The following is a 22,308-nucleotide window of genomic DNA, read 5'->3' as shown; positions in this document are numbered from 1 at the left end:
CGATGGGGTCCATGTCGGCCCGGTTGCCCATATCGGCCCTGTCCCCCATGTTGCCCATATTGCCCATGGCGGTTGTCGCGCCCATCCTGCGGACCCGCCCCGCCTGACCGATTTTCCCTGGATTCGATGCCACCCCGCTTCTACGTCGATCAACCGCTTGCCCCCGATACCCTGCTGCCGCTACCCGAGGCGGTGGTGCGCCATGTCCAGGTGCTGCGCCTGCATCCCGGCGAGCCCATCACGCTGTTCGACGGGCGCGGCGGCAGCCATGCCGCGACGCTGGTCGAGATCGGCAAGCGCAGCGCGACCGCACAGGTCGGCGCGCGCGACACCGCCGAATGCGAACTGCCCTTCCGCGTGACGCTGGCCCAGGGCATTGCCGGAGGCGACAAGATGGACTGGCTGATCGAGAAGGCCGTCGAGCTTGGCGTCGGTGCGATCCAGCCGCTGCAGACCGCGCGCGCGGTGGTGCGGCTCAGCGGCGACCGTGCGCAGAAGCGCCACGCGCACTGGCAGGCGCTGGTCACCGCGGCCTGCGAACAATGCGGGCGCAATCGCTTGCCGGCGGTGTCGCCGGTGGCTAACTTGGAGGCGTGGCTGGCGGCGATTCCGGCCAATGCCGGACAGCGGCTGCTGATATCGCCGCGCGCCGAATCGACGCTGGTGGCCCTCGCGCAGGCACACCGTGACGACTGGATCGCCAGCGGCGTCACGCTGCTGATCGGGCCCGAAGGCGGACTGTCGCCCGAGGAAGAACGCGCCGCGCTGGCGCAAGGTTTCACGGCGGTGTCGCTCGGACCGCGCATCCTGCGCACCGAGACCGCCGGTCTGGCCTGCCTGGCCGCGCTGAACGCGCTGCTGGGCGGATTCTGACGGCACCGCGCCGTCGACCGCTATCGAGCCGAGCCGGTCCGCGCAGCATGGCACCGGCCGGTCCGATAAACGAATCAACAACAAGGAGCTGAAGATGGGACTGCTCGATAGTGTGCTTGGCGGCGTGCTCGGCCAAACCAATCCGGCGCAGGCCGGCGAATCCGGCCAAGTCGGCATGAATCCGAAGATGATGCTGGCGCTCGGCCTGCTGGCGATGCTGGCCATGCGCGGCCGCGAGGGTGGCGCCGAGGCGACGCAAGACCCGGCCGGCATGGCGGGCGGACTGGGCGGCGTGCTCGGGGGCTTGGCCGGCGGCGGTGGCGGGCTGGATCTCGGTTCGCTGCTGGGTGGCCTGCTCGGCGGCCAGGGCGGCGCGGCCGGCGAGGCACAGACGATCGGCGCCGCGGCCGGCGGCATCGGCGCGCTGCAGCAGATCCTCGCGCAGGCGGGACTGGGCGAGCAGGTGTCCTCGTGGATCGGCACCGGTCCGAATCAGCCGGTGTCGCCGTCCTCGCTGGCCGAGGCGCTGCAAGGCACCGGCGCGCTCGACACGCTGTCCTCGAGCACCGGCATGTCGCGCGACGACGTCGCGGCGCAGCTCAGCGCCGGCCTGCCGGAACTGATCGATCAGCTGACGCCGCAGGGCCAGGTGCCGCCGGCGGCCTGATCGTTTCCGCGACGTATCGGAACGGCCGCCGCGCCGTTTTGCACGCAAAAAAGGCCCGCCGTTTTGGCGGGCCTTTTCTATCCGAGGTTCCTGCGCGGCGATGCGCGGGAATCCGGCGAACGCGCCGGCTTGACGCGCTCAGGCGAACGAGTAGAACACGCGGAATTGCACGCGGCGCTCGGCCCAGAACTCGGCGGCGTCGCGGAACACGTCGAGCAGCGTCTCGCGCGCTTCCTTGTCGAACTTCTGCGCGCAGGGCAGGCCTTCGAGCACGATGACGAAACCGGGTTGCACGCCGGCCTTGTGGATCATGTCCGTCAGGCAATCGGCCAGCGCATCGAAGTTCTTGCCGAAGTGCTTCGGAAAGAGGAACGCGGTGGCGATGGTTTCCAGCACCTCGCCCTTGGTCGTGCAATGGGCGCAATTGGCGTAGAGGAAATGCTGGCCGAGGTCGGCGGCAGCCTGTGCCAGCTCGGGCACGCGGAAGGCGCGGATCGACTGAACGATATTGGGTCGCACGGTCTTGAACAGGTTCAACGCGGCCTCCCTGCCGCAGGCCACTTCGGCGTTGCCGTCCTGCGGCGACGCCGGCGGCAGTTTATTGTGCGCGACCTCGTAGCGGGGCATCATCAGCACACTGTCATAAAGGTTCTGGGCATGTTGTTGAGCCCGCTGCCAGCCATCTCCGGCGCCGCGCTCTTCGCGGGCGGCAAGGGCGTCGCCCAGTCCGAAAATGTCAGTCATCATCTGATTATCCGTTTGAAGCTGTTGTAGTGGTCTTCCGTGTAATAGCAGTCGTTGGCGGCCCGTTGTTCGCCGCCACAGACGATTCGCTTCGCACCCCGATTCCGGCTGCCCGGACGGGCAACCGTGTACTCACGGTAATAGCCGCGCGGCCGCCGAGGCAGGATCCGTTCATAGTTGCCGAACCGCGAGCCATCCTTTGCGTAGGGATACGGCCCCCCGGCCTCGATGCGCTGCAGCGTCTGCTGTGCCTCGTTGGGCAGTTGCTGCACTGCAATGGTTCCCAGCGTATCCGACAGCACCTCCGGGGACTGCTTCGCCTGAGCCGGTTGCGCCAGCGTGGCCGCCACGGCCACCGCCGCCAAGGTGTGCAGAACTCCGCGCGCAACCCGTTGGAGCGAAGGCTGGACCCGTTGCAGGATCTTGTCGGAGCGCGATGCGCGTTGCGGCAAAGAAGTCGGGGAACCCACGTTGTCTGGTCTGGTGGCGCAGCAATCCAACGCCAAGCGCGGTCGACGGATCGCCTGCATCGAAGGCGCTAGGTTACGCGCAAGCTGTTAAATAATCAATCCCCGCGCCTCGGTGACGGCGAAAACCTGAATTGTTTCAATGCGTTAATGGAATGTATGCGCACACTAACCGAGTTTCAGCGGCGATAAAAAAGCCGGGGCATGCCCCGGCTCCTCCACTCGCGTGGCGAGTTCTTACCGCTTCGCCGCGGCGTCCACCACCACCAGCGACGTCATATTGACGATGCGGCGGACCGTCGCCGACGGCGTCAGGATGTGCACCGGCGCATTGACACCCAGCAGGATCGGGCCGATCGCGACGTTGTTGCCGGCAGCCGTCTTCAGCAGGTTGTAGGCGATATTGGCCGCGTCGATGTTCGGGCACACCAGCAGGTTGGCTTCGCCCTTGAGCGTACCGTCCGGCACCAGCTGGTCGCGCAGCTTCTGGTCCAGCGCGCAGTCGCCATGCATCTCGCCGTCGACCTCCAGCTCCGGCGCGCGCTCGCGCAGGATGGCCAGCGTCTCGCGCATCTTCTGCGCCGACGGCGCCTCGGACGAGCCGAAGTTCGAATGCGACAGCAGCGCGATCTTGGGCTCGATGCCGAAGCGCTTGAGCTCCTCGGCGGCCATGATCGTGATCTCGGCCAGTTGCGTCGCGCTCGGATCGACGTTGACGTGGGTGTCCACCAGGAAGATCTGGCGGCCCGGCAGCACCAGGCCGTTCATCGCCGCATAGACCTCGTTGGTGCCGCCCAGCACCTGGTCGATGTAGCGCAGATGCGCGGCGGTATTGCTGACCGTGCCGCAGATCATGCCGTCGGCCTCGCCCTTGTGCACCAGCATCGCGCCGATCAGCGTGGTGCGGCGGCGCATCTCGAGCTTGGCGTACTGCGGCGTCACGCCCTGGCGCGCCATCATCCGGTAGTAGGTGTCGGAGTAGTCGCGGAAGCGGTCGTCGTGTTCCGGGTTGACGACGGTGAAGTCCACGCCCATGCGCAGGCGCAGGCCGAAGCGTTCGATGCGGTGCGTCAGCACGGCCGGGCGGCCGATCAGGATCGGGTTGGCCAGCTTCTCGTCGACGATCACCTGCACCGCGCGCAGCACGCGCTCTTCCTCGCCCTCGGCGAACACGATGCGCTTCTTCTCCATCGCCACCTTGCGGGCGGCGGCGTAGATCGGCTTCATCAGCGTGCCCGAGTGGTAGACGAACTGCTGCAGTTGCAGCTTGTACGCCTCCATGTCCTCGATCGGGCGGGTCGCCACGCCGGAGTCCATCGCGGCCTGCGCCACGGCGGGCGCGACCTTGACGATCAGGCGCGGATCGAAAGGCTTCGGAATCAGGTATTCGGGGCCGAACGACAGGTCCTGGATGCCGTAGGCGGTAGCGACGATATCGCTCTGCTCCTGCCGCGCCAGTTCCGCCACGGCGTGCGCGGCGGCGATTTCCATCTGCTTGGTAATGGTGGTCGCGCCCACGTCCAGCGCCCCGCGGAAGATGAACGGGAAGCACAGCACGTTGTTGACCTGGTTCGGATAGTCGGTGCGGCCGGTGGCGATCACCGCGTCGGGCCGCACTTCCTTGACCTGCTCCGGCATGATTTCCGGATTCGGGTTGGCCAGCGCCAGCACCAGCGGACGGTCGGCCATGCGTTGCACCATGTCCTGCTTGAGCACGCCGGCGGCCGACAGGCCCAGGAAGATGTCCGCGCCGTCGATGACCTCGGCCAGCTTGCGCTTGTCGGTCTTCTGCGCGAAGCGCGCCTTCTCCGGATCCATCAGCTCGGTCCGGCCCTCGTAGACCACGCCGGCCAGGTCCGTGACCCAGATGTTCGACAGCGGCAGGCCGAGATCGACCAGCAGGTCCAGGCAGGCCAGTGCCGCGGCGCCCGCGCCCGAGGCCACCAGCTTGACGTCCTTGATGTCCTTGCCGACCACGCGCAGCCCGTTGATGACCGCCGCGCCGACCACGATCGCGGTGCCGTGCTGGTCGTCGTGGAAGACGGGAATCTTCATCCGCTCGCGCAGCTTGCGCTCGACGTAGAAGCATTCCGGCGCCTTGATGTCCTCGAGGTTGATGCCGCCGAAAGTCGGCTCCAGCGAGGCGATGATGTCGACCAGCTTCTCCGGGTCCTTCTCGTCGATCTCGATATCGAACACGTCGATGCCGGCGAACTTCTTGAACAGGCCCGCCTTGCCTTCCATCACCGGCTTCGATGCCGCCGGGCCGATGTCGCCCAGGCCGAGCACCGCGGTGCCGTTGGTGACCACGCCGACCAGATTGCCGCGCGCGGTGTAGCGGAAGGAATTGGCCGGGTCGGCGACGATTTCCTCGCAGGCGGCCGCCACGCCCGGCGAGTAGGCCAGCGCCAGGTCGCGCTGGTTCGACAGCGGCTTGGTCGGCGTGACCGAGATCTTGCCCGGGGTCGGAAACTCGTGATACTCGAGGGCGGCTTTGCGCAGCGCCTCGCGCTGCTGCTGTTTCAGTTCGTCTTGCGAGAGTGCTTGCGAATTCGGCTGCGAAGCGGGCTGCGAAGGACTGGTCATCGGCGCATCTTCCGGTCTGTGGAGCCGTGTTTGACGAAGCGGAAAACGGTGGGAACACACCCTCGCGGGCCGGCTCCACCTGCCCGCTGTCTCCTGATCGAGCCCCGCATTTTATATTGTGAAATTTTATTTCACAATAAGCGTTTTGCGAGAGGCACCTTTGCGTTTCGGTACAATATGCCGGATGCGGGCGGGACTGACCAGCCACGCATGCCGTCCGAGCTTCCGTCCGGCGGCGCCGTCACCAGACTCCCGGGACTCTCCCGCCTTCCTGCCGCGCCCCGCCGGGCGGGTTTCCGAGCCGACTCCAGCATGCCTTCGACAGACGCCGCCCCAGCCGCGCCCGCTTCCGCCGATCCCTCGGCGAACCCTTCGGCCGATCCCTCCGCCGATCCTTCCGCGCCGCTTTCCGAGTTTGAACTGATCCGCCGCTATTTCACCCGTCCGGCCCGCAAGGCCGTGCTCGGCGTCGGCGACGACTGCGCGCTGCTGGATCCGCGCCCGGGCCATCTGCTGGCGGTCAGCAGCGACATGCTGGTCAGCGGCCGGCACTTCTTCCCCGACGTCCCACCGCGCGCGCTGGGCCACAAGGCGCTGGCCGTCAATCTGTCCGATCTGGCGGCGATGGGCGCCGAGCCGCGCGCCTTCACGCTGGCGCTGGCGCTGCCCGAGGCCGATCCCGCCTGGCTGGCCGAACTGGCCGCCGGCATGCTGGAACTGGCCGACGCGCATGGCTGCGAGCTGGTCGGCGGCGACACTACGCGCGGCCCGCTGACGCTGTCCTTGACGGTGTTCGGCGACGTGCCGCGGGGCAGCGCGCTGCGCCGCGACGCCGCCCGCCCGGGCGACGACATCTGGATCTCCGGCACGCTGGGCGATGCGCGCCTGGCGCTGGGCGATTGCCGCGGCGAATGGCTGCTGCCCGAGCCCGACTTCACGCTGGTGCGCCCGCGCATGGACACGCCGACCCCGCGCGTGGCGCTTGGCATGGCGCTGCGCGGGCTGGCCCATGCCGCGCTCGATATCTCGGACGGGCTGGTCGGCGATCTGGGCCATATCCTGGAGCGATCGCAGGTCGGCGCGCTGCTCGACGTCGATGCGCTGCCGCGCTCGGAGGTCCTGGCGAGCCAGCCGCGCGACTGCCAGCTCGAATGCGTACTGGCCGGCGGCGACGATTACGAGCTGTGCTTCACCGCCCCGGTCGGGACGCGCGAAGCGCTGGCCGCGCTGGCCGAGCGGTTGGCGCTGCCGCTGACCCGGGTCGGCACGATCACCGCCGAGCCCGGGTTGCGCCTGGTCGATGCCGGTGGCGGGCCCGTCTCCTTCCGGGCCCGAAGCTTCGATCATTTCGCCAACCCCTGACAGCCGGACGGCGGCATGTCATGATGCCGCCATGCGGCGGAGCGCCGCGCCGCCGGCCGCCTGCCGCGCCGGCGAGTCCCGCCTCCGACCGCGATAACAAACGAGCCAAATACCTTGATGTCCGCCTATCCTCCCGGTTCGGCGTCTACCGATCCCGCGATGACGCTGGAGGCCGGTCAGACCGCCAAGATCCTGCGCCCGACGGCGCGCTTCATGCTGTCCCACCCCGCGCATTTCATCGCGCTGGGCTTCGGTTCCGGCCTGTCGCCGGTGATGCCCGGCACGGTCGGCACGCTGTACGGCTGGCTGTCCTTCGTCGTGATCTCGCTGTGGATGCAGCCGTCCGCCTGGCTGTGGATCATCGTCGGCGGCTTCCTGATTGGCCTGTGGGCCTGCGCACGGACCGCGCGCGCGATGGGCGTGCACGATCACGGCAGCATGGTGTGGGACGAGATCGTGGCGTTCTGGCTGGTGCTGGCCTTCGTGATGCCGACCGGCTTCTGGGGCCAGTTCGCCGCCTTCCTGTGGTTCCGGCTGTTCGACATGGCCAAACCCGCGCCGATCGCCTATTACGACCGCACGCTCAAGGGCCCGGGCCTGCGCGGCGGCTTCGGCGTGATGTTCGACGATCTGGTCGCGGCGTTCTACACGCTGCTGGTGTTCGCGCTGTGGCGCTCGTTCTGAGCGCATCCACGCCGCCGCATCCGAACCGTACCGATTCACCGCCAGCACGAGAGCCGTCATCATGTCCATCAGCCGCTTGCTCGACCAGCTTGCCGTCCAGGCCGGCATCGCCCTCAAGGAAAAATCGCTGATGGTCGCCACCGCCGAGTCCTGTACCGGCGGCCTGGTGGCGGCCGCCATCACCGACGTCGCCGGTTCGTCCGGCTGGTTCGAGCGCGGCTTCGTCACCTACTCGAACGAAGCCAAGAGCACCATGCTCGGCGTTCCGGCCAAGCTTATCCGCGATTTCGGCGCGGTCAGCGAGGAAGTCGCGCACGCGATGGCCGAGGGGGCGCTGCTCAACAGCCGTGCCCAGGTGGCGCTGTCGATCACCGGCGTCGCGGGCCCGACCGGCGGCACGCCGGAGAAGCCGGTGGGCATGGTCTGCTTCGGCTGGAGCAACCGCATCGTGACCCGGGTCGAGACCCAGCGCTTCAAGGGCGACCGCCAGCAGATCCGCCGCCAGGCCGCCGAGCATGCGATGCGCGGCCTGCTCGACCTGGTGCGCAACGAGGCCTGAGCGCCGGGGCGGCGGTTCGCCCGTTCGCCCGTTCGCCCAACACCCGAGCGCCCGAGCACCCGAGCACCCGAGCACCCGAGCACCCGAGCACCTCAGTAACCAAGTACCCGGGCGCAGGGGCCCCGCCGTTCAACCCTGGCGGAAACGGTTGATCGTGTCGCGCGTCTGCAGCGCGGCGCGGCGCGCGGCCGCGGCGAAGTCCTTCTCGCGGCTGGCGTACAGGATCGCCCGCGACGAATTGATCATCATGCCGGTACCGTCGGCGCTGCGACCCGCCTTGACCGTGGCTTCGATATCGCCGCCCTGGGCACCGATGCCTGGAATCAGCAGCGGCATGTCGCCGACCAGCTCGCGCACCTTGGCGATCTCGTTCGGGAAGGTCGCGCCGACCACCAGCCCCATCTGCCCGGTGGTGTTCCAGCGCGCCGCGGCCTGCTCGGCCACCAGCTGATAGATCGGCTTGCCCTCGACCTGCAGGAATTGCACGTCCGAGCCGCCCGGATTCGAGGTCCGGCACAGCACGATGACGCCGCGCTCGGGATAGGCAAGATACGGCTCCACCGAATCGAATCCCATATAGGGGCTGACCGTGACGGCATCGGCCTGATAGCGGTCGAACGCCTCGATCGCGTAATGCTGCGCGGTCGAGCCGATGTCGCCGCGCTTGGCGTCGAGAATCACCGGGATGCCGGGATGTGCGTCGTGGATATAGTGGATCAGCTGCTCGAGCTGGTCCTCGGCGCGCTGCGAGGCGAAGTAGGCGATCTGCGGCTTGAAGGCGCAGACCAGGTCGGCGGTGGCGTCGACGATCTCGCGGCAGAAGGAAAAGATCGCGCCGCCGGCGCCGGTCAGCGACAGCGGCAGCTTGCCCGGATCCGGATCGAGCCCGACGCACAGCAGCGAATCGTTGCGCCGCCAGGCCTGGGTCAACTGCTCGGTGAACGGGACGGGAGGAACGGAAGGACGGGTCATGGATCGCTCGAATGCGTGGCATCCGGGCCCGGGATGGGCCGCGGCGGACCGTTGGCTATCGTCTGTCGGCACGGGCAGAGAATCGCGGCGGCCGGCGACGGTCGGGTCGTTGCCGGCAATTTTACCCGTTGCATGCTATCTTCCTTGCGCTTTTCCGACAGACGAAACCAATAGAAAGAGCGGTAACGCACCGGTAACCGCCTCCCCTCCATGACTCTCGATCGCCGCAATCTTGCCCTGCTCGTCGCGCTGACGCTCGCCTGGGGCGTCAACTGGCCCGTGATGAAGATCGGCGTGGCCCATTTCCCGCCGCTGGGCTTTCGCCTGCTGTGCATGGCCGGCGGCCTGATCGCGCTGGGGCTGGCGCTGCGCGCCAAGGGCATCCCGCTGACGCTGCCGCGCGAGACCTGGGGCACGGTGTTCAAGCTGGCGCTGCCCAATATGGTGATCTGGCACCTGCTGGCGATCGGCGCGGTCAAGATGCTGTCCTCGGGCCGCGCCGCGATCCTCGGCTACACGATGCCGATCTGGGCCGTGGTCTGGGGCCTGGTCTTGTTCCGCGAGCGCATCTCGGCCTGGGCCTGGGTCGGCATCGGCTGCGCGCTGGCCGGCACGCTGCTGCTGATGTCGAGCGAGTTCGGCGCGCTGACCGGCAGCCCGACCGGCACCGTGATGATGCTGGCCGCCGCGGCCGGCTGGGGCTACGGCACCCAGCTGATGAAGCGAACCCCGGTCGATATCCCGCTCGGCACGCTGACCTTCTGGATGCTGGCGGTCGCGCTGCCCTTCCTGCTGGCCGGCACGCTGCTGTTCGAGGACGGCTGGCGCATGCCGAACGCGATCGAATGGGCCGCGATCGTGTACAACGCGGTGGTCGTGTTCGCCTTCTGCCATCTGGTCTGGTTCGCGCTGGCCCGTTCGCTGCCGCCGGTGGTATCGAGCCTGTCGATCATGTTCATCCCGGTGGTCGGGGTCTTCTCCGGCATGTGGATGCTGGGCGAGCAGCCCCACTGGCAGGACTACGCCGCGATCGTGCTGATGTTTGCCGCGCTGGCCTCGGTGCTGCTGGTACCGCTGCTGATGCCGCGGCTGCGCCGTCGCGCGTAAGGCGGGCAGAGCCGCAGCCGCGGTCGAACCGTGCCTCATACCCCGTACCACGGCCGCGGTGACGCTTCATCCAGATTTCACTTAACAAACGCGGTCGCGTTGGGCTACACTCGCGCCCATCCATAATCCCGGAGAAATTACGTGGGCAGTAGCATCGGGTGTTCGAGTTGCCGCGGCAAAGCCGCGACCTCTACGAATGCCATGTCACTGCGGGCTGCGTAACGACGAACCCGTCCGGACCATCCTGGTCGGACGCTCGCCGAACCCGCCCGCAGCACACTGCGGGCGAGTGTTTTTTCCGTACTGCCACCGGCGGCCATCGCTTCAACAGGCCCGCCGCGTTGTTGCGGACTTCCCTCACCCGGCTTGCCAGCCATCAACGGCAAACGCCATCGCCTTGCACGGCCCGTCCGCGCAGCGCGATCACGCTTGCCTTCGAGCCCGCCATTCGCCGTCGCGAAGGGCGCGGCCCGGCCGTGCCGCAAGCCTGCCTGCCGCTTTTCTTCATCGCACGGCATAAGGAATACCGGGGATGATCAATCTGTTCGTCCTGCAGAAAGGCCGGCTCGCCCAGGAGCAGGTCGACGACCGCAACGAGTTGCTGCAGCACAAGCCCATCTGGATCGATGTCGTCAGCCCCGACGACGAGGAACTGGACTGGATCAAGGAAGCCTACGGCGTGGCCCTGCCCGAGCTCGAGGACCTCGGCGACCTCGAGGCCTCGGCGCGTTATTTCGAGGGCGAGGATGAAAACATCCATATTCGCACCGACTTCCTGCTCGACGAGGACGAGGTCTCGCGCAACGTGCGCGTGGCGTTCGTGCTGACGCGCGACGTGCTGTTCTCCATCCACGACGAGGACCTGCCGGTGTTCCGGCTGGTGCGGCTGCGCGCCCGCATGCGCCCGGGCTCGGTGCGCAACGCCAAGGACGTGCTGATGGATCTGTACGCGACCGACGCCGAGTACTCGGCCGACTCGATCGAGGAGATCTACGAACGGCTGGAGGACGCCAGCAAGCGCGTACTGGCCGAGAACGTGACCGACGCCGCGGCGGCCGATGTGCTCGAGACCATCGCGCGCGAGGAAGACCGCAATGGCCGCATCCGCCGCAACGTGATGGACACCCGGCGGGCGCTGTCCTTCCTGATGCGCAGCCAGCTGCTGTCCGCCGAGCAGCAGGACGAGGCGCGCCAGATCCTGCGCGATATCGACTCGATCGAGAACCACACCGCGTTCCTGTTCGACAAGATCAACTTCCTGATGGACGCCACGGTCGGTTTCATCAACATCAACCAGAACAAGATCATCAAGCTGTTCTCGGTGGTGTCGGTGGCGCTGATGCCGCCGACCCTGATCGCAAGCGTCTACGGCATGAACTTCAAGGTGATGCCCGAGCTCGACTGGGCCGGCGGCTATCCGTGGGCGATTGCGCTGATGGCGGTGTCGGCGGCGATTCCGCTGATCTATTTCCGCCGCAAGGGCTGGCTCAGCTAGAAGCCCCAAGGCCCGGCGCCGCGACGACCGGGCCGCCCGGCGGGCTGCCCGCTGCCGTACGTCATCAGTCCGGCAGCGTGGCCGAGCCCATCCGGCGCGCGATGATGCCGGCCTTGGCGCGGAAGTTGACGCGCACATGCGCGCAGTACTGCTTCTTGTCGAAGCATTTTGGCGCCGGCAGCGCCGCCGCCAGGCGCGCCGCCTGGCCCACGCTGAGACGGCCGGCGCTGGTCTTGAAGTAGTGCCGGGCGGCGGCCTCGGCGCCGAACACGCCCTCGCCCCACTCGACCGAGTTCAGATAGATCTCGTAGATGCGCTGCTTGTCGAGCCAGAACTCCAGCATCCAGGTAATCAAGAGTTCCTGGCCCTTGCGCAGGTAATGCTGCTCGGGCGACAGGAACAGGTTCTTGGCCAGCTGCTGCGTGATGGTCGACCCGCCGCGCACGATATGGCCGCGCTTCTTGTTGCGCTCCCAGGCTTCCAGCATCGCGTCGAAGTCGTAGCCCGGATGATTGACGAAGTCGGCGTCCTCGCTGGCGATCACGGCGCGCTTCAGGTTGCGCGAGATCTCGCCATACGGCACCCACTGCCGCTCGATGCCGCAGCTCCAGACATTCCAGCCGCACAGGCGCCAGCGCTCGGCGCGCATGAACGAGGTCGGACCGGGGTCGACTACCTGCCACGCGGCGATCTGCAGGAAGAAATAGACCTGCATCGCGACCACGCCGGCCAGCACGCTGCCCAGCAGCCATGCGAGCCAGCGCAGCGGCGCGGAAGTGCCGGCGCGCGCGGACGCGGCGGCGGCACGGGAACGGACGGCGCGTTTGCGTTGGGCCAAGGCGGAACTCGCGTCGGTCAGTCGGCGTAGCGGAAGAACGGGATGCGCCCGAGGTCAGCGTCCGGCCTGCGGTTTGCCGTGCGGTTTGGCCTGGGGTTCGGCCGCCGCTTTGGGTCCCGGTTCGGCAGCCGCTTCGCACCCGGCTTCGGCCCGCAGCGCGGCCCGCAGTTCCTCGAGCACCGGCGCGGTATCGGGATGCACGCCGCGCCAGAGGTAGAAGGCCTGCGCCGCCTGCTCGACGAGCATGCCGAGCCCATCGGCGGTGCGGGCGCCCTGCGCCGCCGCGTACTGCAGGAACACGGTCGGCTCGGCGCCGTACATCATGTCGTAGGCCAGCACGCCCTCGCCGAGCAGCGCCTCGGGCACCGGCGGCACCTCGCCCTGGAGGCTGCCGGCGGTCGCGTTGATCACCACCTCGCAGCCGTCCTCCTCGGACAGCCCGGCCAGCGCCTCGAAGCCGCCGCCCCACAGTTCGACGCCGGCCTCGCCGGCGGCCTCGGCGAAGTTCTCCAGCATCTCGCTGGCGCGGTCGGCGGTGCGGTTGGCCACCACGATGCGGTCGGGCCGGCAATCGATCAGCGGCAGCATCGCGCCCATCGCGGCGCCGCCGGCGCCCAGCAGCAGGATGCGCCGCCCTTCGAGCTCGACGCCGAGACGATCGACGATATCGCGCACCAGGCCGACGCCGTCGGTGTTGTCGCCGTGCAGCAGGCCGTCCTCCATCCACAGCGTGTTGACCGCGCCGGCGGCCTCGGCGCCGGGCGTCAGCCGGTCGGCCAGCTCGAAGGCCTGCACCTTGAACGGCGTCGTCACGTTCAGGCCCTGGCCGCCCTCGGCGAAGAACCGGCGCACGGTGTCGGCAAACCCGTCCAGCGGCGCCAGCAGCCGTTCGTAGCTGAGCGCCTGCGCGGTCTGGCGCGCGAAGGCGGCATGAATCTGCGGCGAGCGGCTGTGCGCGATCGGGTTGCCGACCACGGCATAGCGGTCCACGGCGAGGTCAGGGTTGGGCATGTCGGTAGCGTTGGGCATTTATCGGGATGGCAGCGGCGATGGCGCCTGGGACGGCAACCGGGATTGCAGCCGGGTTTCCAGCCCGCTGCGCGAGAACTTGAACGTCGAAATCACTTCGAGAATATCGTAGCGGGCCCGCATCTCCGGCGAAAACTCGCCGAACGGCGCCGCGGCGCGCACGATCGCGATGGCCTGGCGGTCCAGAGCGGCGTTGCCCGAGCTCTTGACCAGCTCGACGCCGTCGACGCGGTAGCCGCCGCGCTCGTAACCGAGCCGGCCATGCCGGTCGACGTTGATCGCCACGATCAGCTCGCCGTACAGCGGCTGGCCGGCGCGGCGAGGGAAGTCGGCGGTGCCGCGCGCCTCGATCTTCTTGCGCAGGCGGTCGTAGTAGCGGGCGTAGACCACCTGCTGCGCGCTGGTGGCGGTGATCTGGTGGCGCTTGGGCCGGCGCGCGTAGTGCTCCAGATTGCGGGCGATCTCGGCCTCCAGCCGCGCCATCTCGTCGAGCGAATCGTGCTCGTCCTGGCCGCGCGCCGGGGTATCGAGACGGCGTTCGCCCGGACGCAGCGGCTGGCTGTGGACCGGCGGCGCGCTCTCGCGCAGCTGTGTCATCAGCCGCTGCTGGCGCTCCTCGAGCAGATCGACGCGGCGCTGCACCTGGCGCACCAGATCGCCCTCGCGCGGGATGGGCTGCGCCGGCAGCGGCGTGCTGGCACGCTGCTGCTCATGGTCGCCGCCGCCGTCGAGGTCGGCCTGGGCCAGTGCGGCGGGCTTGAGCGGCTGCTGGCCCGACTTCGCATTGACCAGCACCACGTCGAGCGCGGTGTCGCTGCGCTTGATCTCGAAGGCCTCCGGCGCGCCGAAGCGCACTGCCAGCAGCAGCGCGTGCACGGCCAGCGAGATCGCGATGGCCTTGGCCATCGTGCTGCTGCCTTGCCACCACTGGCGGGAAGCGCGGGCGAGGTTCACGGCAGGCCTGGATCAGGAGGCAGCGGGGCCGCCGTTGCCGGCGGTCCTGGCAGCGCCGTCGCGACCATCGGCGCCGTCGCCGGCGCTGTCGTTGGCGTTGGCGTTGGCCCTTTCGCCGGGGATGGCTTCGGCCGGCGCTTCGGTACCGGTACCGTCCAATGTCTCCGGCACCGTCTCGGCGCCCTGCTCGGCGGCCTCTTCCGCGGCCTGCTCGGCCGCCACCTCGGCGGCCGCTTCGGCGGAGACCTCCGCCGATTCTTCATCGCCTTCCAGTTCTTCGGCTGGCAGCTCACCCTCGCCGGCAAACACCTCCAGCACCCGACAGCTGACTTCCAGCGTCAGCTCGTCGGTGCCGGCGATTTCGAGCAGCACCTGCGTGCCGCGCGCGGCCTGCGCGAGTTCGGGCACACGCGTGACCAGCGGGATCTCGGCAAAGCGCACCGCGCCGTCCTTCAGCACGGTCGCCATCATGCGTTCGCGGTTCTCCTGCGCGAGCCAGCGCAGGCACCAGTAACGCTCCATGGTCGACTGGTGCTCGGCATAGGCGGCATAGGTGCCCTCGAAGTCCGCCACCGCGGCCAGCAGGTCGGCGTCCTTGGGCTTGAACGGCGCCACCAGCTTCGCGGTGACGCCGTGCTGCGCGGCCGCGATGATCTGCCACTGGTTGACCAGATCGACATAGCGGCGCAGCGGCGAGGTGCTCCACGCATACTGCGCGACGCCAAGCCCCTCGTGCGGTGCCGGATAGGTCTGCATGCGGGTCCGGTGCATGCCCCACACCTTCTGCGTGCGGTAGATGCCCGGCACGCCGTGGTCGGCCAGCAGCTTGCCCCAGGTGCTGTTGGCCAGGATCATCAGCTCGGCGACGATCTTGTCCAGCGGCGATCCGCGCTTGCGCTGCTCGATGCGCACGCGCTGGCTGCCGTCGGGCTGCTCGTCCAGATAGAAGCTGTAGTCGGCGCGGCTGTGCGACTCCGGCCGCAGGCCGCTGGCGATGCGCGCGCGCTGGCGCTCGTCGTAGAGGAAATTGGCGAAGCCCCACAGCGCGGTCAGTGCCTCGCGGAACGGATAGTCGCCGCTGCCTTCGGTCAGCGCCGCCTCGGTCACCACCTCGTCGAGCAGGTTGTGGCGCAGATTGGAGGCGATCTTGACCATCTCCGCGCGCGTCTCGCTGGCGAGGATCTGCTGCGCGGCCGGATCGTAGGTCACGTACAGCGACAGCGCCGGGCACTGTCGCCCTTCCTGCAGCGTGTAGCGCTCGACCACCGCGTCCGGCAGCATCGTGATCTTGTCGCCCGGAAAGTAGACCGTCGACAGCCGCTGCCGCGCGATCGCGTCGAGCGGATCGCCGCGGCGGATGCCCAGGCCCGGGGCCGCGATATGGATGCCGATGCGCAGGCGCCCCTCGTCCAGCGGCATCACCGACAGCGCGTCGTCGATCTCGGTGGTGGTGACGTCGTCGATCGAGAACGCCTCGACCGGCGCGAGGGGGAGGTCGCCGCCCGGCTCCGGCACCGTGATCTCCGGAAAGCCGGTGCCCTTGGGGAAGCACTCGGACAGGAAGCGGGCCTCGTGCAGCGCGCGCGCGTTCGGCACGCCGCCGACCTCGATCATCAGCCGCATCGGCGACTTGCCCAGCGCGGTGCACGCGGCATCGAGCGCCTTGTACTCGAGGCTGTTCTTGTCCGGCTTGAACAGCAGCGTCAGCACCTTGCCGCGGAACGCCTCGGGCAGCACGCCGGCCTTCAGTTGCTGTTCGTATTCGGCCTGCACCAGCGCCTGCTGGCGCTTGCGCTCGAGCCCGGCCAGCGCCGCCTTCAGCTGGTCCTCGGGCGCGCGCTGGTAGCGGCCGCGGCCCTTGCGGCGGAAATAGACCGGATTGCCGTGCAGCGCCATCGCCAGCGCCGCCTGTTGCGCGGGGCTCGCCGACGCACCGTAGTACTCGGCGGCCAAGTCGGTGAAGCCGAACTCCTGCTCGGGGGCGCATTCCCACAGGAAATCGAGATCGATCTCGCCGGTCAGCGCCGCCGTCTGCGACAGCAGCTCGGCCGCGCTCGGCTGCGCGAACTGCAGCAGCACGTCGCGCGACTTGACCTTGGTGCGCTTGCCCGCGGGCAATTCGACCTGATAGGCCTCGCCTTGCTGATTCAGCACGGTACCGGCGCGGATCTCGCCGCCTTCCTCGAACAACAACTGCATGGGATCGGGTCTTTCAGATATGCCGGAAACCGGGCGTCGGCGAGGCGCGCTGCCCGCCTCGGAAATGGATAAGCGTCACCGCCCGGCACGGGCCGGGCGGGGGGGTCATGGGCCGCGCGCATGGGCGCCGCGGCCGGTCGTCAATGATACCGTACCGGGGTGGCGCGGCCGTCTGCCGGGCCACGCAATAAAACGTGTCCGGCGGCGGCGGGTGCCCGGCGCCGCGGCGTGCCGGCAAGCGTGCCGGGAAACGTGCCCGCGAACGCGCCGGAAAGCCTGCCCGGGAGCCGTCCGGACGCGCGACCGGAAACGCGTCCGGAAACGCGTCCGGAGGCGCGTCCGGAGGCGCGTGCGGAAGCGCGTCCGGGAGTGTGTCCGGAAGCGCGCCCTCAGATCGACATGCCGCCGCTGGCCTCGATCGCGGTGCCGTTGATATAGCTGGCGTCGTCGCTGGCCAGGAAGGCGTAGATGCTGGCGATCTCGTCCGGCTCGGCCAGCCGGCCCAGCCAGCAGGCCTGCTTCATGCCGTCGAGCACCTTGTCCGGCACCGTCTGCAGGATCTCGGTGGCGACGAAACCCGGGCACACCGCGTTGACGCGCACGCCCTTGGGCCCGAGCTCGCGCGCCCAGGTCTTGGTGAAGCCGACCACGCCGAACTTGCTCGCGGCGTAGTTGGTCTGGCCGAAATTGCCGTACAGGCCGACCACGCTGGAGGCGTTCAGGATCACGCCGCGGCCGCGCTCGATCATCGGGCCGGCGACGGCCTGCGCGCAATGGAACACGCCCTTCAGGTTGACGTCGATCACCGCGTCGAACTGGGCCTCGGTCATCTTGACCAGGCGCGCGTCCTTGGTGATGCCGGCGTTGTTGACCAGGATGTCGATCTGGCCGTACTCGGTCAGCGTCGCCGCGACCATCGTGTCGACCTGCTCGCGCTGCGTGACGTCGACCCGGTGCGCGCGGACGGTGGCGCCGCCGGCGGCCAGCTGCGCGGCGGCCTGCTGGACGCGCTCGGCGTTGACGTCGCACAGGATCACGATGGCGCCCTCGGCGGCGAAGCGCCGCGCGGTCGCAAAGCCGATACCGGCGGCGGCGCCGGTGACGATGGCAATCCGTCCCTGAAGTTTCATCGTTGAGTTCTCGTGGTAGTGGGGTTGGCTGTCGTTATCGTTTTTTTGTTCGGGTTGGGGCGGGTCCGCGCGTCGTCGGCCGCGGCGCCGTCGGCATCGATTGCATCGGTCGCATCGGTCGCGTCCATCACCTCCGACGCGTCCATCGCGTCCATCGCATCCATCGCATCCATCGCGTCTGTCGGGTCGCTCTCCCCTATCGCGGCGGACGCATCGGCACCGGCATGCCGGTCGCGGTGCGCGGCGCCGGGCGCGTGGCGAGGTCGGGCAGGAATACCTCGGTCACCAGCATCACGCCCGCGCCGCGGCGGAACACCGAGCGCCGCGCCGGCAGCATGATTCCCGCCAGCTCCTCGCCGAATTCGGGCAGCGCGCGGCGCAGCCGCTGCGCCAGCGGATGATGCGGCAGCAGGCGGGCGAATTCGAAGGGGTCGCGGCGCACGCGCGGATCGACGAACAGCGCGCCGCCCAGCGGCCGGTCGCCCAGTCCGCCGAGGAAGGGCCAGTCGCGGCGCGCATGGCGCGGATGGACGATGGTGTGGCCGAACACGGCCGGGGTGTTGTCGCAGACCAGCAGCACGTCGCGCGCGATCACGGGCAGCGGCGCGCCCAGCCCGAGCGTGTGCCACTCGTCCGCCAGTGGCCGCTCCATCCGCTGCGACAGCTTGCTGACGCGAAAGCGCGACGAGGCGGTGATCAGCCGGGCGGTCAGCGAGCCTTCGCCGGTGATCCAGCGCCGCAGGTTGGCGCCCAGCGCCGCGTCGAACGGCAGATGCCCGCTCCAGGCACAGCGGCGCACGCGCGCCGCGCAGGCGTCAGGCATTGCCACCGTCCTTGTTGTCCGTCTCCTCGCCGGATGTCCCGGCTTGCCCGGTTTCGCGGGTTTCGCCGGCGTTCTCGGCGTTGTCGGCATGGCCGTAGCCGCAGAAGTCCAGCACCTCGTCGACATAGTCGGCGAACTCGCTGATGCCGTGGTCGCTTCCCTCGATCACGCGGATACGCGCCCCCTGGCAGGACGCCACCATCTCGCGGTAATCGAGCACCTCGTCGCCGGTCGCGGCCAGCAGATAGAAGCGCTCCGGGTGGCGCAGCGTGTCGACGCGCAGATCCAGCAGTTCCTGCAGATGATGGCGCTCGACCTTGACCGAGCCGCCGCCATGCCACAGCGGCTGCTCGCCGAGATGGCGCTCGAGATCGGTCCACGGATGCACGGCCGGGTTGAGCAGCACGGTGGGGCAGCCGTGCCGCTCGCCGAGCCAGCGCGCGTAGTAGCCGCCGAGCGACGAGCCGACGATGGCCAGAGGCCGATCGCTCGGGGCCGACAGGCGCGCCGCGGCGATCGCGGCCTCGGCCTGCTCGATCGCGCGGGCCGGCGACACGTCGAGCATCGGACAGGCGTAGTAGCGGCCCAGCCCGCGCTCGCGCAGGCGCTGCTGCACCAGTTGCGCCTTGAACGAGCGCGGCGACGAACGGAATCCGTGCAGATACAACAGCATGGGCGCCGCTCCGTTCAGCCCTTGGCGGGCGCCGCCAGCGCGTCCAGCAGCTTCTGATGGACGCCGCCGAAGCCGCCGTTGCTCATCACCAGAACATGGTCGCCCGGCCGCGCCGCGGCGCGTACCGCGGCGACCAGCGCGTCCAGATTGTCGAAGGCGCCGGCGCGCTCGCCCAGCGGCGCCAGCGCCTCGGTCAGGTCCCAGCCCAGCGCGTCCTTGCCGCTGGGGGCGCCATAGCCGAATACCAGATCGGCCAGTTCGAGGCTGGCGGGCAGCTGCGCCTTCATCACGCCGAGCTTCATCGTATTGGAGCGCGGCTCCAGCACCGCCAGGATGCGCGCCGCGCCGACGCGCCGGCGCAGGCCGTCCAGCGTGGTCTGGATCGCGGTCGGATGGTGGGCGAAGTCGTCGTAGACGGTGACGCCGCCGGCCACCCCGCGCACTTCCATGCGGCGCTTGACGTTGGCGAAGCGGCCCAGCGAATCGATCGCCTGGGCGGGCGGCACGCCGACATGGCGGGCGGCGGCGATCGCGGCCAGCGCGTTCATGCGGTTGTGCACGCCCTGCAGCGTCCATTGCACGCGGCCGACCACGGTCTCGCCGTGCCAGACATCGAAGGCGTCCAGCTCGGCGCCGGCACCTGCGGCCTGCGCCGCATCGCTGGCGCGCCAGTCTCCGGTGCCGAACTGCTCGACCTCGCTCCAGCAGCCGCGCTCGAGCACGCGCGCCAGGCTCTCTTCGAGGCCATTGACCAGCAGCCGGCCCTGGCGCGGCACGGTGCGCACCAGATGGTGGAACTGGGTCTCGATCGCGGCGAGATCGGGAAAGATGTCGGCGTGATCGAACTCCAGGTTGTTCAGGATCGCGGTGCGCGGCCGGTAGTGGACGAACTTGCTGCGCTTGTCGAAGAAGGCGGTGTCGTACTCGTCGGCTTCGATCACGAAGAAGTCCGAGGGCGTCACCCGTGCCGACACGCCGAAGTTCTGCGGCACGCCGCCGACCAGGAAGCCTGGCTCGTAGCCGGCGTCCTGCAGGATCCAGGCGAGCATCGACGTGGTGGTGGTCTTGCCGTGCGTGCCGGCCACCGCCAGCACCCATTTGCCGCGCAGCACATGCTCGCCCAGCCATTGGGGGCCGGACACATAGGGCAGGTTGCGGTCCAGGATGGCTTCCATCAGCGGGTTGCCGCGCGAGACCACGTTGCCGATCACGAACAGGTCCGGTTCCAGCGACAGCTGGGCGGGATCGAAGCCCTCGATCAGCTCGATCCCCTGGGCCTCGAGCTGCGTGCTCATCGGCGGATAGACATTGGCGTCGCAGCCGGTGACGCGATGGCCGGCCTGCTTGGCCAGCACGGCGAGGCCGCCCATGAAGGTGCCGCAGATACCGAGGATATGAATATGCATGGGGATCGGTGAACAGCCGGATGGAAAGCGAGGGTTGATGGCGCGAGCCGCGGCGAAGGCCGATGCCGGCCCGGCGGCGGGCATCGGGCGGGCATCGATGGGGCGCGAGGATCGCCGCCGGCGATGCGCGGGACGCGGGCATCGGCGCGACCGCACCGTGCCGCAGTGCCGCATTGTACCGTGCGAGCCGGGCCTCGGCGGCAGCGGGTATCATCGTGGGATGTCACGACGTACCCCCATCGATCCGGCGCGCCTGCGCAACGAGATCGCGCAAGCCGCCGCCCGGATGATCGCCGAGGATGGCGCCGACTACGCCACCGCCAAGCGCAAGGCCGCCCGCCAACTGCTCGGCGACGTGCGCATCGCGGGCGACTGGCTGCCCGACAACGAGATGGTCGAGGACGAGGTGCGCGCCTATCAGGCGCTGTTCCATGCCGACAGCCAGCCGCGCATCCTGGCGCTGCTGCGCCGCGTGGCCCTGCTGGCGATGCAGGATCTGGCCGGATTCCGCCCGTATCTGGCCGGCGCGGTGCTCAACGGCACCGCGACCGAGCATTCCGACATCCATCTGCAGTGCTTCTGCGACAGCCCCAAGGATGTCGCGCTGCACCTGCTGAACGCCGGCGTCGACTTCGAGACCAGCGAATCCCGCCACTTCGCCAACCGCGGCGAGGTCGAGACGCTGAGCTTCCTGTGGCGCGGCCAGTGGCCGGCGCAGCGCGAGGCGCGCCTGCTGGCCGGCGAGGTCCGCGCCGAACTGGGCGCGCCGGTCGGCATCCATATTGCGCTGTATGACGCCAACGACGAACGCGGCGCCCGCGGCGAGCCAGGCGGCCGGCCACTGCGGATCGACGAGGGTGCGCTGCGCACGCTGATCGCCGCGGACGAGGCGGCGGCCGGCAACCCGGCCCCCGACGGCGACACCATATAAATAGAACCGGCGCCCATCTGGCGCCATCTCTTCGTCTTCCTTGCCAGAGGCCCCATGAAACCGTCCACGTCCTCCGCCCCGCCTTCGCCACCTTCCGCGCCGCAGCCGGTTCGTCGCGGCCGCCTGTGGTTCTGGCTGGCCATCGCCGTCGCCGCCGCGATTGCCGGCGCCGTGGTCGGCCACCGGGTCTTCTCGCCGCAGCCGGCCAGCGACCAGGCGGTCGAAGCGCTGTACCGCACCGAGCTGCCGGATGCGGACGGCAAGCCGATCCGGATGGACGCGCTGCGCGGCAAGACGGTGGTCGTCAACTTCTGGGCGCCGTGGTGCGGCCCCTGCGTGGAAGAGATGCCCGACCTGACCGCCCTGCACAAGGAATACCAGTCGCGCGGCGTCGAATTTGTCGGCATCGGCATCGATTCGGCCAGCAATATCCGCGAGTTCGTCCAGAAGGTCCCGGTCGCCTACCCGTTGGCGGTGGCCGGCTTTGCCGGTACCGAACTGACCCGCAGCTTCGGCAATGCCGCAGGCGGCCTGCCCTATACGGTGGTGATCGATCCCGATGGCGTGGTGCGGATGCGCAAGATGGGACGCGTGATGCCCGACGAACTGCGCGCCGTGCTGCCAAAGGGATAACGGCGCGGGCGCCGCGGCGCAGGTGCCGCGAACGTGGTTTTGCCGCCTTCTGCGGCGAACCGGTCCGCAATTGTGGCGAAATGGTGCAGCACGGGGCGATGACAAGGCCCGGCTCGGTCAAATGCGATGCATAGTGCCCCTGCAAGGCGGGATTCGCGGATCCGCCTTGTACCGTG

At 69.0% G+C, this 22,308-nt stretch carries 21 protein-coding genes and 1 pseudogene; 9 read left to right on the top strand and 13 right to left on the bottom strand.

Annotation, left to right across the window (positions count from 1 at the left end):
• Positions 1 to 126 precede the first annotated feature (126 nt).
• Together F1599_RS02625 and F1599_RS02620 are read left to right on the top strand one after the other, a co-directional pair.
• Entirely contained in the window at positions 127 to 873 is a 747-nt protein-coding gene (locus F1599_RS02625) for a 16S rRNA (uracil(1498)-N(3))-methyltransferase (protein ID WP_150082145.1), read from the top strand.
• Between the two features lie 94 nt (positions 874 to 967).
• Positions 968 to 1,540, top strand: coding sequence for a YidB family protein (locus tag F1599_RS02620; RefSeq protein ID WP_150082144.1), 573 nt, complete (start codon positions 968 to 970; stop codon positions 1,538 to 1,540).
• Positions 1,541 to 1,678: 138 nt separating this feature from the next.
• Here the strand turns inward: F1599_RS02620 and F1599_RS02615 are convergent, their stop codons facing one another.
• The 3 genes from F1599_RS02615 to F1599_RS02605 form a co-directional block, all read right to left on the bottom strand.
• Complete coding sequence (locus F1599_RS02615) at positions 1,679 to 2,287, bottom strand: barstar family protein (RefSeq protein WP_006579293.1); 609 nt, start codon at positions 2,285 to 2,287, stop codon at positions 1,679 to 1,681.
• On the bottom strand, positions 2,284 to 2,658 hold the full coding sequence (locus F1599_RS02610; RefSeq protein WP_149317079.1) for a ribonuclease domain-containing protein: 375 nt from the start codon (positions 2,656 to 2,658) through the stop codon (positions 2,284 to 2,286). Before F1599_RS02610 ends, F1599_RS02615 begins: the two co-directional genes overlap by 4 nt.
• 330 nt (positions 2,659 to 2,988) lie before the next feature.
• Entirely contained in the window at positions 2,989 to 5,337 is a 2,349-nt protein-coding gene (locus F1599_RS02605; protein WP_149316628.1) for an NADP-dependent malic enzyme, read from the bottom strand.
• Between the two features lie 312 nt (positions 5,338 to 5,649).
• Here F1599_RS02605 and thiL point away from each other — a divergent pair, with 312 nt between their 5' ends.
• From thiL to F1599_RS02590, 3 genes are all read left to right on the top strand, one after another.
• Entirely contained in the window at positions 5,650 to 6,699 is a 1,050-nt protein-coding gene (gene thiL, locus F1599_RS02600; RefSeq protein WP_150082143.1) for a thiamine-phosphate kinase, read from the top strand.
• A gap of 117 nt (positions 6,700 to 6,816) precedes the next feature.
• The gene (locus tag F1599_RS02595; protein WP_150082142.1) at positions 6,817 to 7,383 is read left to right on the top strand and encodes a phosphatidylglycerophosphatase A family protein; all 567 of its coding nucleotides are present in this window, start codon (positions 6,817 to 6,819) and stop codon (positions 7,381 to 7,383) included.
• A 61-nt stretch (positions 7,384 to 7,444) separates the two neighbouring features.
• Positions 7,445 to 7,942: a CinA family protein gene (locus F1599_RS02590; protein ID WP_149316625.1), complete on the top strand. Its 498-nt coding sequence runs from the start codon at positions 7,445 to 7,447 to the stop codon at positions 7,940 to 7,942.
• A 129-nt stretch (positions 7,943 to 8,071) separates the two neighbouring features.
• Here F1599_RS02590 and pyrF read toward each other — a convergent pair whose 3' ends face one another.
• Positions 8,072 to 8,914 (bottom strand): orotidine-5'-phosphate decarboxylase, encoded by an 843-nt coding sequence (gene pyrF, locus F1599_RS02585; RefSeq protein ID WP_149316624.1) that lies wholly within the window; start codon positions 8,912 to 8,914, stop codon positions 8,072 to 8,074.
• 210 nt (positions 8,915 to 9,124) lie between these two features.
• On the opposite strand from pyrF, the gene F1599_RS02580 reads away from it, so the two are divergent.
• Positions 9,125 to 10,021, top strand: coding sequence for a DMT family transporter (locus F1599_RS02580; RefSeq protein WP_149316623.1), 897 nt, complete (start codon positions 9,125 to 9,127; stop codon positions 10,019 to 10,021).
• Positions 10,022 to 10,553: 532 nt separating this feature from the next.
• Positions 10,554 to 11,516 (top strand): magnesium/cobalt transporter CorA, encoded by a 963-nt coding sequence (gene corA / locus F1599_RS02575; protein WP_149316622.1) that lies wholly within the window; start codon positions 10,554 to 10,556, stop codon positions 11,514 to 11,516.
• A 64-nt stretch (positions 11,517 to 11,580) separates the two neighbouring features.
• On the opposite strand, the gene mtgA is transcribed toward corA, so the two are convergent.
• The 9 genes and pseudogenes from mtgA to mpl form a co-directional block, all read right to left on the bottom strand.
• On the bottom strand, positions 11,581 to 12,282 hold the full coding sequence (mtgA, locus tag F1599_RS02570; RefSeq protein WP_150082155.1) for a monofunctional biosynthetic peptidoglycan transglycosylase: 702 nt from the start codon (positions 12,280 to 12,282) through the stop codon (positions 11,581 to 11,583).
• A 216-nt stretch (positions 12,283 to 12,498) separates the two neighbouring features.
• Positions 12,499 to 13,365, bottom strand: a pseudogene (gene aroE / locus F1599_RS02565) (shikimate dehydrogenase); the annotation flags it as partial.
• 18 nt (positions 13,366 to 13,383) lie between these two features.
• Entirely contained in the window at positions 13,384 to 14,289 is a 906-nt protein-coding gene (locus tag F1599_RS02560; protein ID WP_190286285.1) for an energy transducer TonB, read from the bottom strand.
• Positions 14,290 to 14,349: 60 nt separating this feature from the next.
• Complete coding sequence (locus tag F1599_RS02555) at positions 14,350 to 16,536, bottom strand: ribonuclease catalytic domain-containing protein (protein ID WP_150082140.1); 2,187 nt, start codon at positions 16,534 to 16,536, stop codon at positions 14,350 to 14,352.
• Positions 16,537 to 16,925: 389 nt separating this feature from the next.
• Positions 16,926 to 17,666: a 3-oxoacyl-ACP reductase FabG gene (gene fabG, locus F1599_RS02550; protein ID WP_150082139.1), complete on the bottom strand. Its 741-nt coding sequence runs from the start codon at positions 17,664 to 17,666 to the stop codon at positions 16,926 to 16,928.
• Complete coding sequence (locus F1599_RS25730; protein ID WP_190286282.1) at positions 17,663 to 17,839, bottom strand: hypothetical protein; 177 nt, start codon at positions 17,837 to 17,839, stop codon at positions 17,663 to 17,665. The genes fabG and F1599_RS25730 overlap by 4 nt, the downstream gene beginning before the upstream one ends.
• A 23-nt stretch (positions 17,840 to 17,862) precedes the next feature.
• Entirely contained in the window at positions 17,863 to 18,489 is a 627-nt protein-coding gene (locus F1599_RS02545) for a chorismate--pyruvate lyase family protein (RefSeq protein ID WP_149316617.1), read from the bottom strand.
• The gene (locus F1599_RS02540) at positions 18,482 to 19,162 is read right to left on the bottom strand and encodes a YqiA/YcfP family alpha/beta fold hydrolase (protein WP_223819433.1); all 681 of its coding nucleotides are present in this window, start codon (positions 19,160 to 19,162) and stop codon (positions 18,482 to 18,484) included. The genes F1599_RS02545 and F1599_RS02540 overlap by 8 nt, the downstream gene beginning before the upstream one ends.
• A gap of 14 nt (positions 19,163 to 19,176) precedes the next feature.
• A complete protein-coding gene (gene mpl / locus F1599_RS02535) occupies positions 19,177 to 20,568 on the bottom strand; it encodes a UDP-N-acetylmuramate:L-alanyl-gamma-D-glutamyl-meso-diaminopimelate ligase (RefSeq protein WP_149316616.1) in 1,392 nt (463 codons plus the stop codon).
• Positions 20,569 to 20,788: 220 nt separating this feature from the next.
• On the opposite strand from mpl, the gene F1599_RS02530 reads away from it, so the two are divergent.
• Both F1599_RS02530 and F1599_RS02525 read left to right on the top strand, forming a co-directional pair.
• Positions 20,789 to 21,499, top strand: coding sequence for a UDP-N-acetylmuramate--alanine ligase (locus F1599_RS02530; RefSeq protein ID WP_149316615.1), 711 nt, complete (start codon positions 20,789 to 20,791; stop codon positions 21,497 to 21,499).
• Positions 21,500 to 21,553: 54 nt separating this feature from the next.
• Complete coding sequence (locus F1599_RS02525) at positions 21,554 to 22,132, top strand: TlpA family protein disulfide reductase (RefSeq protein ID WP_150082138.1); 579 nt, start codon at positions 21,554 to 21,556, stop codon at positions 22,130 to 22,132.
• Positions 22,133 to 22,308: the final 176 nt, after the last annotated feature.

The sequence above is a fragment of the Cupriavidus cauae genome (genome assembly GCF_008632125.1).
GTDB classification, from domain to species: domain Bacteria; phylum Pseudomonadota; class Gammaproteobacteria; order Burkholderiales; family Burkholderiaceae; genus Cupriavidus; species Cupriavidus cauae.
Note: the sequence above shows the minus strand (reverse complement) of the source record. Positions and strands in the feature narration are given on the sequence as shown.

Excerpts from the sequence above, each read along its gene's own strand:
- F1599_RS02525 (WP_150082138.1), top strand. The coding sequence starts at position 21,554 with ATGAAACCGTCCACGTCCTCCGCCCCGCCTTCGCCACCTTCCGCGCCG.
- F1599_RS02540 (WP_223819433.1), bottom strand. The coding sequence starts at position 19,162 with ATGCTGTTGTATCTGCACGGATTCCGTTCGTCGCCGCGCTCGTTCAAG.
- F1599_RS02615 (WP_006579293.1), bottom strand. The coding sequence starts at position 2,287 with ATGATGACTGACATTTTCGGACTGGGCGACGCCCTTGCCGCCCGCGAA.
- F1599_RS02625 (WP_150082145.1), top strand. The coding sequence starts at position 127 with ATGCCACCCCGCTTCTACGTCGATCAACCGCTTGCCCCCGATACCCTG.
- F1599_RS02530 (WP_149316615.1), top strand. The coding sequence starts at position 20,789 with ATGTCACGACGTACCCCCATCGATCCGGCGCGCCTGCGCAACGAGATC.
- F1599_RS02555 (WP_150082140.1), bottom strand. The coding sequence starts at position 16,536 with ATGCAGTTGTTGTTCGAGGAAGGCGGCGAGATCCGCGCCGGTACCGTG.
- F1599_RS02545 (WP_149316617.1), bottom strand. The coding sequence starts at position 18,489 with ATGCCTGACGCCTGCGCGGCGCGCGTGCGCCGCTGTGCCTGGAGCGGG.
- F1599_RS02620 (WP_150082144.1), top strand. The coding sequence starts at position 968 with ATGGGACTGCTCGATAGTGTGCTTGGCGGCGTGCTCGGCCAAACCAAT.
- corA (WP_149316622.1), top strand. The coding sequence starts at position 10,554 with ATGATCAATCTGTTCGTCCTGCAGAAAGGCCGGCTCGCCCAGGAGCAG.
- F1599_RS02595 (WP_150082142.1), top strand. The coding sequence starts at position 6,817 with ATGTCCGCCTATCCTCCCGGTTCGGCGTCTACCGATCCCGCGATGACG.
- thiL (WP_150082143.1), top strand. The coding sequence starts at position 5,650 with ATGCCTTCGACAGACGCCGCCCCAGCCGCGCCCGCTTCCGCCGATCCC.
- mpl (WP_149316616.1), bottom strand. The coding sequence starts at position 20,568 with ATGCATATTCATATCCTCGGTATCTGCGGCACCTTCATGGGCGGCCTC.
- F1599_RS02560 (WP_190286285.1), bottom strand. The coding sequence starts at position 14,289 with ATGGCCAAGGCCATCGCGATCTCGCTGGCCGTGCACGCGCTGCTGCTG.
- F1599_RS02580 (WP_149316623.1), top strand. The coding sequence starts at position 9,125 with ATGACTCTCGATCGCCGCAATCTTGCCCTGCTCGTCGCGCTGACGCTC.
- F1599_RS02605 (WP_149316628.1), bottom strand. The coding sequence starts at position 5,337 with ATGACCAGTCCTTCGCAGCCCGCTTCGCAGCCGAATTCGCAAGCACTC.
- F1599_RS25730 (WP_190286282.1), bottom strand. The coding sequence starts at position 17,839 with ATGGATGCGATGGATGCGATGGACGCGATGGACGCGTCGGAGGTGATG.
- F1599_RS02590 (WP_149316625.1), top strand. The coding sequence starts at position 7,445 with ATGTCCATCAGCCGCTTGCTCGACCAGCTTGCCGTCCAGGCCGGCATC.
- pyrF (WP_149316624.1), bottom strand. The coding sequence starts at position 8,914 with ATGACCCGTCCTTCCGTTCCTCCCGTCCCGTTCACCGAGCAGTTGACC.
- fabG (WP_150082139.1), bottom strand. The coding sequence starts at position 17,666 with ATGAAACTTCAGGGACGGATTGCCATCGTCACCGGCGCCGCCGCCGGT.